General features: G+C 52.3%; 13 protein-coding genes. 4 read left to right on the top strand and 9 right to left on the bottom strand.

Annotation, left to right across the window (positions count from 1 at the left end; translation table 11 throughout):
* The first annotated feature begins 40 nt into the window (after window positions 1-40).
* A complete protein-coding gene (gene pdxR / locus JZI27_RS03950) occupies window positions 41-1471 on the top strand; it encodes a MocR-like pyridoxine biosynthesis transcription factor PdxR (protein ID WP_280206852.1) in 1431 nt (476 codons plus the stop codon).
* Here pdxR (JZI27_RS03950) and pdxR (JZI27_RS03945) read toward each other — a convergent pair.
* Window positions 1440-2864: a MocR-like pyridoxine biosynthesis transcription factor PdxR gene (pdxR, locus tag JZI27_RS03945; RefSeq protein ID WP_280206851.1), complete on the bottom strand. Its 1425-nt coding sequence runs from the start codon at window positions 2862-2864 to the stop codon at window positions 1440-1442. The two genes, pdxR (JZI27_RS03950) and pdxR (JZI27_RS03945), sit on opposite strands and share 32 nt — an antisense overlap.
* A 105-nt stretch (window positions 2865-2969) precedes the next feature.
* Here pdxR (JZI27_RS03945) and JZI27_RS03940 point away from each other — a divergent pair, with 105 nt between their 5' ends.
* Entirely contained in the window at window positions 2970-3551 is a 582-nt protein-coding gene (locus JZI27_RS03940; protein ID WP_122909968.1) for a GNAT family N-acetyltransferase, read from the top strand.
* 328 nt (window positions 3552-3879) lie between these two features.
* Here JZI27_RS03940 and JZI27_RS03935 read toward each other — a convergent pair whose 3' ends face one another.
* Both JZI27_RS03935 and JZI27_RS03930 read right to left on the bottom strand, forming a co-directional pair.
* Complete coding sequence (locus JZI27_RS03935) at window positions 3880-5199, bottom strand: ribonuclease H-like domain-containing protein (protein ID WP_280206850.1); 1320 nt, start codon at window positions 5197-5199, stop codon at window positions 3880-3882.
* Window positions 5189-7471: a DEAD/DEAH box helicase gene (locus JZI27_RS03930; protein WP_280206849.1), complete on the bottom strand. Its 2283-nt coding sequence runs from the start codon at window positions 7469-7471 to the stop codon at window positions 5189-5191. Before JZI27_RS03930 ends, JZI27_RS03935 begins: the two co-directional genes overlap by 11 nt.
* 207 nt (window positions 7472-7678) lie before the next feature.
* Between JZI27_RS03930 and JZI27_RS03925 the strand changes: the two genes are divergently transcribed.
* Window positions 7679-8530: a VOC family protein gene (locus tag JZI27_RS03925; RefSeq protein ID WP_280206848.1), complete on the top strand. Its 852-nt coding sequence runs from the start codon at window positions 7679-7681 to the stop codon at window positions 8528-8530.
* Window positions 8531-8570: 40 nt separating this feature from the next.
* Window positions 8571-9311, top strand: coding sequence for an LLM class flavin-dependent oxidoreductase (locus JZI27_RS03920; RefSeq protein ID WP_348521354.1), 741 nt, complete (start codon window positions 8571-8573; stop codon window positions 9309-9311).
* A gap of 68 nt (window positions 9312-9379) precedes the next feature.
* On the opposite strand, the gene JZI27_RS03915 is transcribed toward JZI27_RS03920, so the two are convergent.
* The 6 genes from JZI27_RS03915 to JZI27_RS03890 all read right to left on the bottom strand — a co-directional run bounded on the left by JZI27_RS03915 (window position 9380) and on the right by JZI27_RS03890 (window position 13726).
* Window positions 9380-10369: a zinc-dependent alcohol dehydrogenase family protein gene (locus tag JZI27_RS03915; protein WP_280206847.1), complete on the bottom strand. Its 990-nt coding sequence runs from the start codon at window positions 10367-10369 to the stop codon at window positions 9380-9382.
* Between the two features lie 28 nt (window positions 10370-10397).
* A complete protein-coding gene (locus JZI27_RS03910) occupies window positions 10398-10988 on the bottom strand; it encodes a TetR/AcrR family transcriptional regulator (protein WP_122909974.1) in 591 nt (196 codons plus the stop codon).
* 21 nt (window positions 10989-11009) lie between these two features.
* Window positions 11010-11795 carry a DNA alkylation repair protein gene (locus JZI27_RS03905; protein WP_280206846.1) on the bottom strand — a complete coding sequence of 262 codons (786 nt, stop codon included), beginning with the start codon at window positions 11793-11795 and terminating at the stop codon, window positions 11010-11012.
* Window positions 11792-12223 carry a VOC family protein gene (locus JZI27_RS03900; RefSeq protein ID WP_122909976.1) on the bottom strand — a complete coding sequence of 144 codons (432 nt, stop codon included), beginning with the start codon at window positions 12221-12223 and terminating at the stop codon, window positions 11792-11794. The genes JZI27_RS03905 and JZI27_RS03900 overlap by 4 nt, the downstream gene beginning before the upstream one ends.
* Window positions 12224-12343: 120 nt before the next feature.
* The gene (locus JZI27_RS03895; RefSeq protein WP_280206845.1) at window positions 12344-13378 is read right to left on the bottom strand and encodes a permease prefix domain 1-containing protein; all 1035 of its coding nucleotides are present in this window, start codon (window positions 13376-13378) and stop codon (window positions 12344-12346) included.
* A gap of 3 nt (window positions 13379-13381) precedes the next feature.
* Complete coding sequence (locus tag JZI27_RS03890) at window positions 13382-13726, bottom strand: PadR family transcriptional regulator (protein WP_122909978.1); 345 nt, start codon at window positions 13724-13726, stop codon at window positions 13382-13384.
* Window positions 13727-13754 lie beyond the last annotated feature (28 nt).

Below are 13754 nucleotides of genomic sequence, written 5' to 3'. Positions count from 1 at the left end.
CTATTTTAATAGAACCACTTTTTAAGGGGTGTGCACGCACATGCTCTATCTAACCATCGACCGTGACAGTCCGCTGCCGTTGATTCGGCAATTGTACACCCAGCTGCGAAGCAAAATTTTGCAGGGGGAATTAAAGGCAGGCCAAAAACTCCCTTCTACACGACAAGCCGCTCGGGAGTTGTGCATTTCCCGCAATGTCGTGATCGAGGCCTTTGACCAGCTTCTCGCTGAGGGCTACATTGAAAGCAAGCAGGGCTCGGGCTTCTACGTCGTACCCGACATGTACCTGGAGCAACAAGCTCGGCAGGAGGAAGCATGGCTGATACCAGAAAACGACCTGCCAGCAGCTCCTTCTCTGATCGATTTTCGCTCGGGTGTGCCGGCACTTGATTTCTTTCCGCGTACGGTCTGGGGCCGAATGGTGCAGCGCGTCTGTCACGAGGCTCCGCTCTCCGCGCTCGGCTACAATCGCCCCGAAGGACGTCTGGAGCTGCGCCAAATATTGAGCCGCTACTTGTACCGGACACGAGGCGTGCAATGCGAGCCTGAGCAAATCGTCATGACTTCCGGTGCCACACAGGCGCTGACGCTGATTGCGAAGGTGCTGCTGACCACAAACAGCCAGGTTGTAATGGAGGATCCCATCACACAAGACATCCAGACGATTTTTTCCTCTGCTGGCGCCAGCTTGATCCCTGTACCCACAGATGAAGCCGGAATGATGACGGACTTGCTGCCAGATCCCGAACAGGTGCGCCCCAGCTTTGTTTTCGTCACGCCCTCGCATCAGTTTCCGCTGGGGGGTACTTTGCCGATCCAGCGGCGCATCCAACTGATCCAATACGCTCGTCAAGCGAACTGCTACATTGTAGAAGATGATTATGACAGTGAGTTTCGCTACGACAGTCCGCCGATCAGCTCCCTGCAAGGACTGGCAGCCGAGCGCGTGATTTACGTCGGTTCCTTCAGCAAGATCCTCTCGCCCGGCTTGCGCCTCGGTTATCTCGTCCTTCCGCCAGAGCTCGTCCATCGCTACCAGGAGGCGAAATGGTTTACGGACCTGCATACGCCTTCACTCGACCAGCTCGCTCTCGGGCTTTTCATCGAGGACGGACATCTGGAAAAGTATCTGAATCGTGTCAAAAAACTCTACAAAAAAAGAAGAAAATGCCTGTACGATGCTCTGACACAGGCATTCTCGAACAAGGTGAGCATATGGGGGGCCTCCGCTGGTCTGCATGTAGTCGCGGCTTTTGCAGGGGTACGCTTCACACCCGCTCTGCTCAAAGAGCTGGAAGATTGCGGCGTTCGTCTGTACCCCGTCTCTGATCACACCATCCAAAAAGACAAACACACGGAAAAGCTAATCATCGGCTATGGCAACCTGTCCGAAGAGCAAATTATGGAGGGCGTCGACAGGCTGCAAAAAGGGCTGGCAGTTAGTCAAGCCAGGCTCCAGCCAACGCTTTGATACCCGGCTCAATCTTTTCCAGCGGTATACCGGCAAAGCCGAGGAAAAATTCCTTGTGCTGCTCTGCCGGAGGGCGCAGCCAGGTATACGATGCCGAGGAAGTGTGCACTCCTGCCTGTCGCGCCCGCTCGTTCAATTGGAGCTCGCTATGAGGGGTTTCTACCCGAAGGAGCATGTGAAAGCCAGCGTCTTTTCCAAAGAGGACAGCCCGCTCGCCAAAATGCTCTTGTACTGCATGCATGACGGCATCGTGCTTTTTGCGATACAGGCTGCGCATTTTGCGGAGATGCTTTTCCAGCATCCCTTTCTTCATAAAGGCTTCCAGGGTGACCTGGTGGAGTCGCGACGAGGATTGCTCCAGCAGCGTCTCTCTTACAAGCTGATAATAGCGATCCAGCAGGCTCTGTGGCAGCACCATATACCAGATGCACAGGGCGGGCGCGATGACCTGCGAAAAGCTGCCCATGTAAATCACGCGGGCGTTCGTCTGAAGTCCCTGCAAGGATGGGATCGGCCTGCCGTGATAGCGGAATTCTCCATCGTAATCGTCTTCGATGATGTAGCCGTTCACCGCTTTTGCCCATTCCAGCAGCTGCATGCGCTTGGCAACTGGCATAATCATGCCGCGCGGATACTGATGCGATGGAGAGACGACCGCGAGTCTGGCGCCGCTTTGCTCCAGCTCCCTCACGTCGATTCCATCCTCCAGAAGCGAGATGGGCTTTACTTCAAAGCCATGACGCGCAAACGTATGAGCGAACAGCAAATAGCCCGGATTTTCCACAGCAATCTGCGGATAATCTGTCTTCAGCATCAGACTGAGTAGAGAGAGCAATCCAAACTGATCAGAGCAGATGACGACCTGGTCGGGGGTACAGACGACTCCCCGATGCTGGTGCAGGTATTCGGCGATTTGCTTGCGCAGTCCAGGCTCGCCTTGAGGATCGCCGAAAAACAGATCCTCCTGCCGTTCCAGACGAAGCGTCTGATTGTAGAGACGGCGCCAATCCGTATAAGGAAAAAGAGAAAAATCGTTCTGTGACATGTGAAAGTCGTATTCGTACTGGCGAGCATCCCTGAGCAACGGACGATCCACTCCCGCCTGTCCATCCCTTGGACGGCTCGCTCGGGGAGCTATCTCCGGCTCCGGCAAATGCTCGACGTAGTATCCGCTGCGCGGCCGGCTGATGATAAATCCCTCTGCAAGCAGCTGCTGGTACGCCATCTCGACAGGCGTCGTGCTCAGCCCCAGCATATCCGCCAGCTTCCGCACTGAAGGCAGGCGTGTCTTCTCCGGTAAGGTTCCCGCGACGATCTCTTTTTTGATATAGGCGTACAATTGTACATACTGTGGTTCATTCCCGTTATCTGTCCAGACCGGTGTCAGCAGCATCGAATCTCTCCAATCTGTCCTTTTCACTTTGATAAAACTGCATATTTTCAAGTATACACAAAACAATTAAGCTAGTGGAAACGAATCGGAAGGAAGGAAATCACCATGTCTCATCAGGAACATTCAATCACTCCCGTGCGCTTTCTGGAAGGGGAGCGCGTCTATCTGCGTCCAGTCGGGCTTGATGATACCGAGCTGTATTTTCAAATGCTGTTCAACTCCGAAGCACGTCGCTTGACGGGCACCCAGAAGGCATTTACCCGCGAGGAAATCGCTCAATATATTCAAGGAAAAGCCAACGACTCGTCAAGTGTGCTGCTGTTGATTGCACTGCGCGAGAACGACCAAGTGATCGGAGATGTGCAGATCGGAGGAATCGACCGGAACAATCGAAATGCCTACATCCGCATCGCCATCGACTCCTCCAAGTTTCAAGGCAAAGGCTATGGCAGCGAAGCCATGCTGCTGATGCTGGACTACGGCTTCGGCATCCTCAATCTGCATCGAATCGAATTGAACGTCTTCGCTTTTAACGAACGTGCGATTCACACCTACGAAAAACTGGGCTTCCAGCGCGAAGGCGTACAGCGTCAGGCCCTGTACTACAACCATGAGTACCATGACTCGATCCTGATGGCGATGCTTGCAGACGAGTACCGGGAGAAATATGTGAAGTCCTCCAAATAAAAAATAGCCTTCCTTCGCCTGCGCGTCTATTCTGCACCTGGCAAAGGGAGGCTTTCTCGCTTATCTGCTGATACTGACCGATTCAAAATACAAGTATTTCCGCTCGTCCTCTTGTATGTCCGGCTCCAACCCGACCTTCGGAATCGTATTTCACCATGAAGACATGTTCAAAAAATCTTTCGCTATAGGATGGTTTCATGTACTTCGCTGTATAGGCCTGGATGCACGCCTCCACTTCCTGCTTGCTCATTCCAAGCTCAATCGTGCCAACTCCTCCTTATGGCCAGCCGACCATTCTAGACAATGGGATGGATGTCCCCTTTTTGAATCAGAAAAACAGACTCCCCATCCCATCCACTTCCTCAACAGCTCCGCCCAGCTTCTGTTCCAGACGCGTGATCCGCTTTTCGTAGGCCTGCGCTTCTGCTCTGTTTTTTTGCCGCAGCAGGGATGAACGCTGCTTCCATTGTTCGTACGCTTTTCTTGTGTAAGACAAAGCTTTTTCCCAGTCCTTGAATTGATGCTCGCATAGCTTTGCCGCTTCGATGTAGATCTCTTCCGGAACAAAGCGCGTCCCTTGCATGCAGGACTCCCAGATGTGCAGCGCTCGCCTCCAGTCCTTTTGCTTTTTATAAAGCTGCCCGAGCGCCAGCTTCGCCCGAACATTCCAAGGGTGCTCACTATCCGCGACAAACGCATAGGCCTGGATCGCCGCTTCCTGATCACCCAGTGCATCATACCATCGGGCTATGGCAAAGCATTCTTCGCAGGACACGTCCTCATGCTCGTGCTGAAGGATCAAGCGGGAAATATGCGTGTAGAGCGTAATCAGAGACAGGACGTCCAGCTCGTTGTGGCGCAGAACACCCTCGATCACAGATGGGTCCTGGCTGTGGAGGAAGTCGAAGTAACGGATTGGCGCCAAAAAACCGGGCAGGTCGTCCTCACGAGTAACCTGCAGCTTTACCTGCTCGATCAAAGACAGGCGGCAGGATTCCAGTTCATCCTTCCACAAGCGCCTCGCCCCGTGCAGCAGATCCAGATGGCCGAACACCGGCAGGGCTGACACCTGATCGCGGATCAAGGTATGCCGCGTCTTCACCTGTGGCCAGTCAAAGGATTTGCCGTTGAACGTCACGAGATGGGATGACTTCTTGGCCTGCTCCAAAAACGAGTGATACAAGGTGACTTCCGCGTGCGGGGCGGGAAGAAAATGCTGGCGCATCACGACCTCGTCCCCCTCTACGCGGCTGTAGCCGAGCAGAAACACGGTGTTTCCCGCTCCGCCGGAAAGTCCTGTCGTCTCTGTATCGAAAAAGAGCAAATCCTCGGCCTTTCTGCCTGACGTCGACAACGGATGCTGCCTGCCAGATGCTTCCCAGGCGGCAATCGCATCATGCAGCTCGGCGAATGAATACGCTCCATGCTGATGGGCGACAGGATAGCGCACCTCGCGAATCATCACATGCTCGCCTTCCCATACGTAAGGCTTTGCTTGCAGCTCTTTCCAGCGATCAGAAAAAGGAATGTCCGCCTCCACTAGAAGCGAAGAGTCCGGCACCTGCTCCTGCCGAGTGTCCGTCTTCTGCTGGTCGCCTTCTTTAACGAGATGCCCTTTCATGCGTTGCAGCTTGGCTTTAAGAGACATAGGTGCTTCCCCCTTGCGCGACACGCAGCAAGGTCATAGCCAGCCCTTTGCTGCCATCGTCCGTTGCTCCGACACAAGACGGACAGCCTGACTCGCAAGGACAGGAGGTGATGAGCTGCTCCGCCTGTGTGAGAATCGTCTCCATTTCCTTGTATACCTGCTCGCTAAGTCCGATGCCGCCCGGATAGCGGTCGTAGAGGAATATCGTCGGCTGCTGGGAATGCACCGCTTTTCGTTGCGGAATCACGTGCAGGTCCATCGGGTCACACATGACAAACAACGGCGCGACATGCTGCAGGACATGTGCCAGTCCGACCAGCCCGCGCTCCACATCCTCCTTCCCGATCGTTTCCAATAAGGTGTTGGAAAAGCTGATCCAGGCTGCATTGGTATGCAGCTCTTCCTCAGGTAAATGGATCGGGCCGGAACCGATGTTTTCGTGCGTCTCGAACTTGATCTTTTTAAAAATCGTCGCCATCGCATGAACAGACACTTCCCCGTAGGCAAAGGCACTTTCCGCATGTCGTCGCGACTGATCCTCTTCCAGCACCTTGAGCTGGACAGCAAGGTTGGCATCGGTGTAGTAATCGACCTGGACTTCCCGCACATACGCCTTCTTTTCCTCGTAATCCAGCTTTTCCACCTGGAACTGTATCCCCTGATGCAGATAAATGGCTTCGTCATGCAGCAGCGTCATAGAGCTAAAGCGGTCCATTTCCCCGATGACACGCTCGTTGCCTCGTTCACTGATATCGATGATGACCACGTTTTCCTGCGAAGCCGAGCGCAGACTGATGTTGTGAGCCGGAAAGGAATCGTTCATCCAGAACCATTTTCCTCGGGAAAAATGCAAGACCTGTTCTTCGGTGAGGAATTCAAGAACTTCCGTGATCTCCGCTCTGCCGAAGCGCTCTCCCTCCTTGAAAGGAAGCTCATAAGCAGCGCACTTGAGATGGTCGACGAGAATGATCAGATTGTCTGGGTTGATTCTCGCGGTCTCCGGACTGCGGTCAAAGAAATACTCCGGATGGGAGATGACATACTGGTCGAGCGGTGTCGAGCTGCCCACCATGACGACGACCGACTCCCCTTGCCGTCTGCCTGCGCGCCCAGCCTGCTGCCAGGTACTGGCGACAGAGCCCGGATAGCCCGTGATGACACACACCTGCAGCTGACCGATATCTACGCCCAGCTCCAGCGCATTCGTACTGACGACACCCATGATGTCGCCATTGCGCAGACCGCGTTCGATCTCACGTCTTTGACTTGGCAAATAGCCACCGCGGTACCCCTGAATGGTCTTAGGTCCCAGCTTTCGCTTGATCAGCTCCTGCAGGTAGGTCAGCAAAATTTCCACACGAACACGGCTGCGTGCGAAAAGAATCGTCTGGATGCCATTGGTCAGGAACTGCTCGGTGATGTCTCGCGCTTCCAGGGTGGCGCTGCGCCGGATGTTGAGCTGCCGATTCACCACAGGCGGGTTGTAGAACAGGAAGTGCTTGGTCCCTGCTGGCGCCCCGTTGTTGTCGACCAGCATGACAGGCTCCTCTGTCAGCTGTTCTGCCAGCTCGCGCGGGTTGGCAATCGTCGCCGATGTACATATAAACTGCGGATGACTCCCGTAAAACGCGCAAATCCGCTTCAGTCTGCGAATGACATTGGCGACATGACTGCCAAAAACACCGCGATATGTATGCAATTCGTCGATGACGACGTATTTCAAATGCTCAAAAAAGGAAACCCACTTGGTATGGTGAGGCAGGATTGCGGAGTGCAGCATATCCGGATTGGTGATGACGATATTGCCTGCTTTTCGCACGGTCTGCCGAATCTGTGCCGGCGTGTCGCCATCGTAGGTTTCGGACTTGATGGATAGCCCCATCTCATTGATCAGCTCGTGCAGCTCGCTTTTCTGGTCCTGCGCCAGTGCCTTGGTCGGAAAAAGATAGAGCGCTCGTGCCTGTGTATCCTCAGACAAGGTCTGCAGGACAGGCAGATGATAGCACATGCTTTTTCCCGAAGCCGTCGGCGTGACTGCCACAATGCTTTGGCCTGCCATCACATGGCGAAACGAGGTCTCCTGATGGGTGTACAACGCAGGAATGCCCCTTCTCTCCAGCGCTTCCCGTATGCGCGCATCCAATTCTGTCGGAAACGGTACGCTCTTGGCCTCTCTGCTGGGTATCGTTCGCCAGTGGACAATATTTTGGGCGAAACGTTCTTCTGTTTTCAGGTAATCGAGGATTTCGCCAATTTGTTTTTTTCTGTTCACCTACATCACCTACTTTCTGTTATTGTACGAATGGATGTTCGGGATGTAAATGGAATAATTTATTCTGTTGGCAGAAATAGGTTTTATACACTCGCAGGCTGGATTGTCCGTGCGTCTGTACGCTATTATTTTTACATAAAGATCTGATTTCCGGCTGAACGTACATACGACTGTACGGAAGATAACATCCAAAGGGAGGTAATCAAGATGGACTTTCATCGCGAGCCGAACACATACGTAGGTCATGTCAGGATCAAGGTTCAGGATTTGCAGCGCTCTCTCCAGTATTATCAGGAGGTCATCGGCTTTCAGATTTTGGAGCGAACTGATACCTCAGCCAAACTGACGACAGATGGCAAAAGCAGCGTGCTGTCCCTCGAACAGCCGGACAACGCCTTGCCGAAGGAAGGAAAGACGACTGGCTTGTACCACTTTGCGCTGCTTTTGCCGAGTCGCTCCGACCTGGCGAATATCGTCAGGCATTTCGCTCAGTTAGGCATCCGGATTGGCTCATCGGATCATCTGGTTAGCGAGGCGCTCTATTTATCGGACCCCGATGGCAACGGGATCGAAATCTACGCGGACCGTCCTGCGTCTGTGTGGAGCTGGGTAAACGAAGAAGTGCAGATGGCGGTAGATCCATTGAATTTCGAAGACCTTCTGGCTGAGAACCAGCAAGCTACTTGGACGGGGCTGCCGGCCGATACCGTCATGGGGCATATCCATCTGCATGTATCCGAACTGAAAAAGACAGAGGAATTTTATACGAAGGGGCTCGGGTTTGAAGTCGTCAACCGATTTGGGACAAGGGCATTGTTCATTTCTACAGGCAAGTACCATCACCATATCGGCCTCAATACCTGGAATGGGGTTGGCGCTCCCCCACCGCCAGCAAACAGTGTCGGTCTCGAATCCTTTTCGCTAATTTTGCCAAGCGATGAGGCTAGAAAACAGGTTGTCTCAGACTTAAAACAGATTGGTGCGACTGTGGTCGAGGATGGGGATGTATGGGTGACCACTGATCCTTCGGGGAATCGGATTCTTTTACAGCATGCGTAAGCGAAAGAAGGTACACCTATGACAGCAGACGTGAACAGATCTGGTTTCGGATGGACGTGCCGAAATCATTGCGGGTCGAGGAGCGTTTGTGGAATCATTCCCTCTATTCGGCTATGACACCCATGACTACGATGCCCTTTTCTCCGAAAATATCGAGCTCCTCCTCAAGCTGAATGAACATGAAAAGCTCTCTTGGAACGGTCGCTTTCGTTCTTCATTAAATGCGGCAGAAATTTCCCCTCGTCCTGTACAAAACAAATTACCGATCTGGGTCGGGGTTGGCGGTACACCCGATAGTGCCATTCGTGCTGGGCGGTTAGGTGTGGGGATGGCAATGGCGATTTTGGGAGGAGATCCTAAAAGATTCGTTCCCCTTGTGGATGCGTACCGAAAAGCAGCAGCCCATGCAGGACATGCGCCCGAAGAGCTTTGCATCGGCGTAACGGGTCACTGTTATCTCGCTTCGACTACACAACAAGCCAAAGACGAGTTCTTTCCGTATTACTCCAATTACTGGGCTTACGTGAATCGACAGCGGGGAATGGGGTTCAGGATGTCCAGAGATGATTTTGAACAGATGGCTGCTGCTGACACCGCTCTATTCGTAGGAAGTCCTCAACAAATCATCGAGAAAATCCTACGCCAGCATGAACTGTTTGGACATCGGCGATTCCTGGCTCAGATGGACATCGGTGGTCTGCCCTTTCAGAAAGTCATGGAAGGCATTGAGCTGCTGGCTTCGGAGGTAGCACCTATCGTACGAAAAGAAACGTGCAAGTAAGAACACAAATAAAGCAGATTGCTCGATTCGATGAGCAGTCTGCTTTTTGCTGGTTTATGAGGCTGATGCTAGCTCGTCAGAAACACTTTCCCCTTGTTTCTTCTGCTGGATTCTGCATAACGCACCGCCTCGTGCACCTGAGACAGGCTGTAATGAGCGTCAGGCCTTCTGAAGGTCAGCTTTTTCTTCTGGATGAGTGAGATCAGATGCTGAAAGGTATTTTGCCAGGCTTGTACGGAGACCTGTTGATTCCAATGCCGCAGATGAAGCATTTTCACCTGAACGTTGGTCCTTTTCGAGATCTCAGCCCAATGGACAGGCTGCCCAGACAGCAGGCCTATCGTCAATACAATGCCGCCTGACTGAACCAAAAAAGCCAAGTCGGAGCCATCTGTCCCACCGATCGAGTCAATCGCGGCCTTTGCCCCTCGTCCATTCGTCCATTCCATCACTGTCGGCTGCAACGGGGTTTCCGCCGTATTGATGACATGCGTGGCTCCGAGCTGAAGCAGTTCTTCCGTATAGTGATGATTACGGGTGATTGCAATAAGCTGAAAGCCGAGAACCTGAGACAGCTGGGCAAAGATTCGGCCAATAGACGAGCCGCATGCGTTGACCAGCAGCACATCACCCGGTTTTAATGCCAGCACTTCCGTACACGCTACCCAAGCCGTGATCGGATTGATATACAGCTGAGCCGCCATGTAATCCTCCATAAAAGCCGGCACAGGTACAGCGAGTTCCGCATTGCAGGTGACGTATTCCTGCCAGGTCCCCTCTCCTCGCAAAGGTAGGACGCGCTTGCCTATCCACTGACTGGAAACGGAAGGCCCTACATCTACGACCACTCCAACTCCTTCATAGCCGGGAATGGCTGGCAGGGAGATCCGGTGCGAGTAGACCCCGTAAACCGGGAGCAAATCCGAGGGATTAATCGGGCGTTCAGTCATTTGGACAAGCACTTCCCCGGCCTTGGGTCGTTGAAGCTCTCTATTTTCTACTTTTAGTACCTGCCCGGGACTTCCAAACTCGTAGAATGTGACATAGGCAGCATCCACATCAAAACCCCCTTTGCGCTCCATTCATTCACTCGGGTTTCCGGAACCCTTCCAGCAACAACGAAATCATCTGCGCGGTTTCCTCCAAGGCTTGACTTGCATCCGCCATTTGGGCAATCCAGAGCGCAGATTCATTCAATGCGCCAGAGAGAAAATGGGTCAACGCCTCGATGCTGACCGGTTTGAGCTGACCTTGCTGCTGCATGCCCTGAAGCTGCTCGCGCAATAATCGCATGGAGTGCTGCTCGTCCATCCTGCGCCACTCTTCCCATCCGAGTACGGCTGGTCCGTCCAAGAGCAGAATTCGCTTGTTTTGTGCTTCTAGGGCAGCACCCACAAATGCGCGACATCCGAGTGCAAGCTGTTCCCAGACGTCTTCACTCTTTGCCGCTTGCGTCTCCACCTTTTCGGCTACTTCTTGCTGGACTGATTCCAGCACAGCCTGAAAAAGACCCTTTTTACTGCGAAAATGGTGGTAGAGTGCACCGCGCGTGAGCTGTGCTTCCTGGACGATATCCTCCAATGCCGTATCCGCATACCCGCGTTCGGTAAAATGAAGTCTGGCAATTTCGAGCAGCTTGCGGATTGTCGCATTCGTCTCTTCTTGATTCCGTTTCATGGATGTTGTGTACTCCTTTTCTTACAGCTTTTCCAACAGGGCACATGCCTCTACGTCCCCTGACTTGACCAGCGATCTTAAGGCATGACGAACAATCCAGGCAAAATGCTCGTCTCGCCCCCTGCGATCGATCTGTACATGAAGCCAGCCTAGCGTCGCTTCCCTGTAATCTTTGGTCAAATCATTCAGATGATTGGCGACCGACTTCCTGACATAAAAAGAAGGATCGTTCAACAATGGGACAAGCAAAGCAAGATTATAGGCAGGGTCGCCTTTGAGAGCAGGCATGCGTTTGGCCCAAGGCAGACGAGGTCGCGTCCCCTCACTGACCAGACGACGCACATGCAGATTCGGATCGTGGCGCCATTTGTTCAATAATTCCATACACGCGTCCTGATGACAAGTCAGATACGGGCGAATCGCATACTCCGAGGTGTGCCGCTTGGTGATCTCATACATGGCTTGCATAGAGAGGTCGAAATGCTGCAACCCGTATTTCTCTACGTAAAACGCAACAGGCATCAAAAAATAGCCGTTCGTAAACATCCCCTCCTCAGTCTCATTCTCCTGCCCCAGTATCGTCAAGAGAATCTGCAAGGACTGTGCATAATCAGGCGGCAAGGCACGGTGCAAGGCATCCGCGATGACAGCTACTCTTGCTTTGAGTGGAAGGGGTCCTACCTGATCAGCAACTGCGTGCACAAACCATTCATCCGGAAAATCGGGATGGCTAGGCTTGATCAAGTCGGATAGACGATGCGCCAGTTCAACTCCGAAATACTCTTTTAATGCGACCGTCTCACTCATTCTTGCCAGATCTTCTCTGCATACTGCAGGCTTTCTGCCTCTGACGGCGGGATGATGGCGATGACATCGATCAAGACTCCGTTTGGATCACGCGTAATGAAATGTCGCTGTCCAAATTCCTCGTCACGGATATCCAGCTCCAATGCCAGCTTTCCCTCTACAATCAACCTCTGGTACTCCGCATCCACATCATCTACTTCAAAATTGAGAATCAAGCCCTGCACAGGTTTGCGGTAGGCAGCTGGAATGGTCGGATGTGTGAGATCCAGAAGAGCCAGTTCAAATGGAATATCCCCCGTCGCCAGCCTCAGGCTCACATACCAATCAGCTTCATAAACCTTCTCAAAGCCAAAGTACTCCGTATAAAATGCGGCACTTGATGCGACCTGCTCTGTCAAAATGACGGGATAAAAGCTATTCGTTTTCATCTTAGAGCCCCCTGTTGGATGATGTTGGTATTCATTTTACATACATACTGTACGTATGTAAAGAGACAAAAAAAATCTCCCCGTTTATTTCCGGAGAGATATTACCTTTCTCATCATGGCTTAGACGATTTTGGAGCCGTGACTACGGCGAAAACGAATCCACTTCACACCGGACTGGATCCCTTCAATCAGCGTAAATGCTCCGATCAGATACACGATCCACTCGATAGCCAGACTCCAGATCTTGGAAAGCGTATCCAGCTTCTCACTGCCCGCCTCCACCATGCCATACACCACAAGTTCATTCATAAATTCCGCGTTGTACAGCTCAGGATTGGCAAACATGAATACACCGAACAAGCCCGAGATGATCGTGAAGAGTATGTGGGTAAGAAAGACGCTATTCGTCCAGCTCTTTTTCACCCAACGCACGGTGTCCTTGAAAAGACCGAGCAATCCCAATATCCAGATGAATGGAAGGTATTCACGAAATACTTCGAGATTGAAAAAGGGAATGACATTTTTCAAATTCCCCTCCGAAAATACCGTAGCCCCGATGAGATGCGGCGAGAAGGTAAAGAGCACCAGAAAGAAGATGGTAAACATGATCCCGAGCACGGACTCGGATTGCTTGATTTCCCATTTCGCGTCGGGGATCGGCGGAAGCTTGGCTGGATGCCATCCGCTCTTGCCCGCAATGCCTGCCTTCTTCTCCTTTCGCATGGCGTAATCCAAAAAGGCAAAGGTAAGTGTCGTCCAGGCAAACCCCTGCACAGGTACAAAAATCAAGGCACGAAACAAATGATTGAATTGTTCCTGAACATGTGTGGGGTCAAGGATAAAGGAGATGCCGAAGACAAAGATTTGAATCAACACGATGCAGATAAGGATGATTTTGAGTACAGACAGATACGTGTCAAACAGCAGAGGGCTAATCAAATACCTCGGTTCACTTCTGTATTTGGCAGCCAAGTCATGCGGATTCCCCAGCTCTATCAATACTTGCTCCGCAGCCGACTCATCCTCCTCCCCACCCATGACCCGCTCCTCGATCATGTCTTCGATCAGTCCCCGCAGCTCTCGCTCAATGTCAGCTCTCTGCTGTTTGGGCAGCTTTTGCGTCACGACATAAATATATCGATTGACTTGTTCCATCTTCTAGCCTCCCGGATGATCGATCAGGCTTTCCACACTGGCGATCATGTTTTTCCACTCTATACAAAGCTGTTCGTAGACTTCCTTGCCAAACGGACTGAGCAAATAATACTTGCGTGGGCGAGCTTCATTCGTGTCCCACTTGCTTTCCAAAAGCTCCTGTTTTTCCAATCTGCGCAGGAGAGGGTACAGCGTGCCAGGATCTATCGAGATGCCCTTCTCCTCCAAAACGGAGACAAGGGAGTATCCATATTGGGGCTCCGACAATTGGCTCAAAACGCCGATAATGATCGTTCCACGCCGTAATTCCTGCATTAATCCTTGGATAACCTCTTGAACGTCCTTCATATCACCAACTCCTGCGGTTATTATACTG

Source organism: Brevibacillus sp. AY1 (assembly GCF_029870785.1).
Classification (GTDB): Bacteria; Bacillota; Bacilli; order Brevibacillales; family Brevibacillaceae; genus Brevibacillus; species Brevibacillus invocatus.
This window is presented reverse-complemented; position numbering and strand designations above follow the sequence as displayed.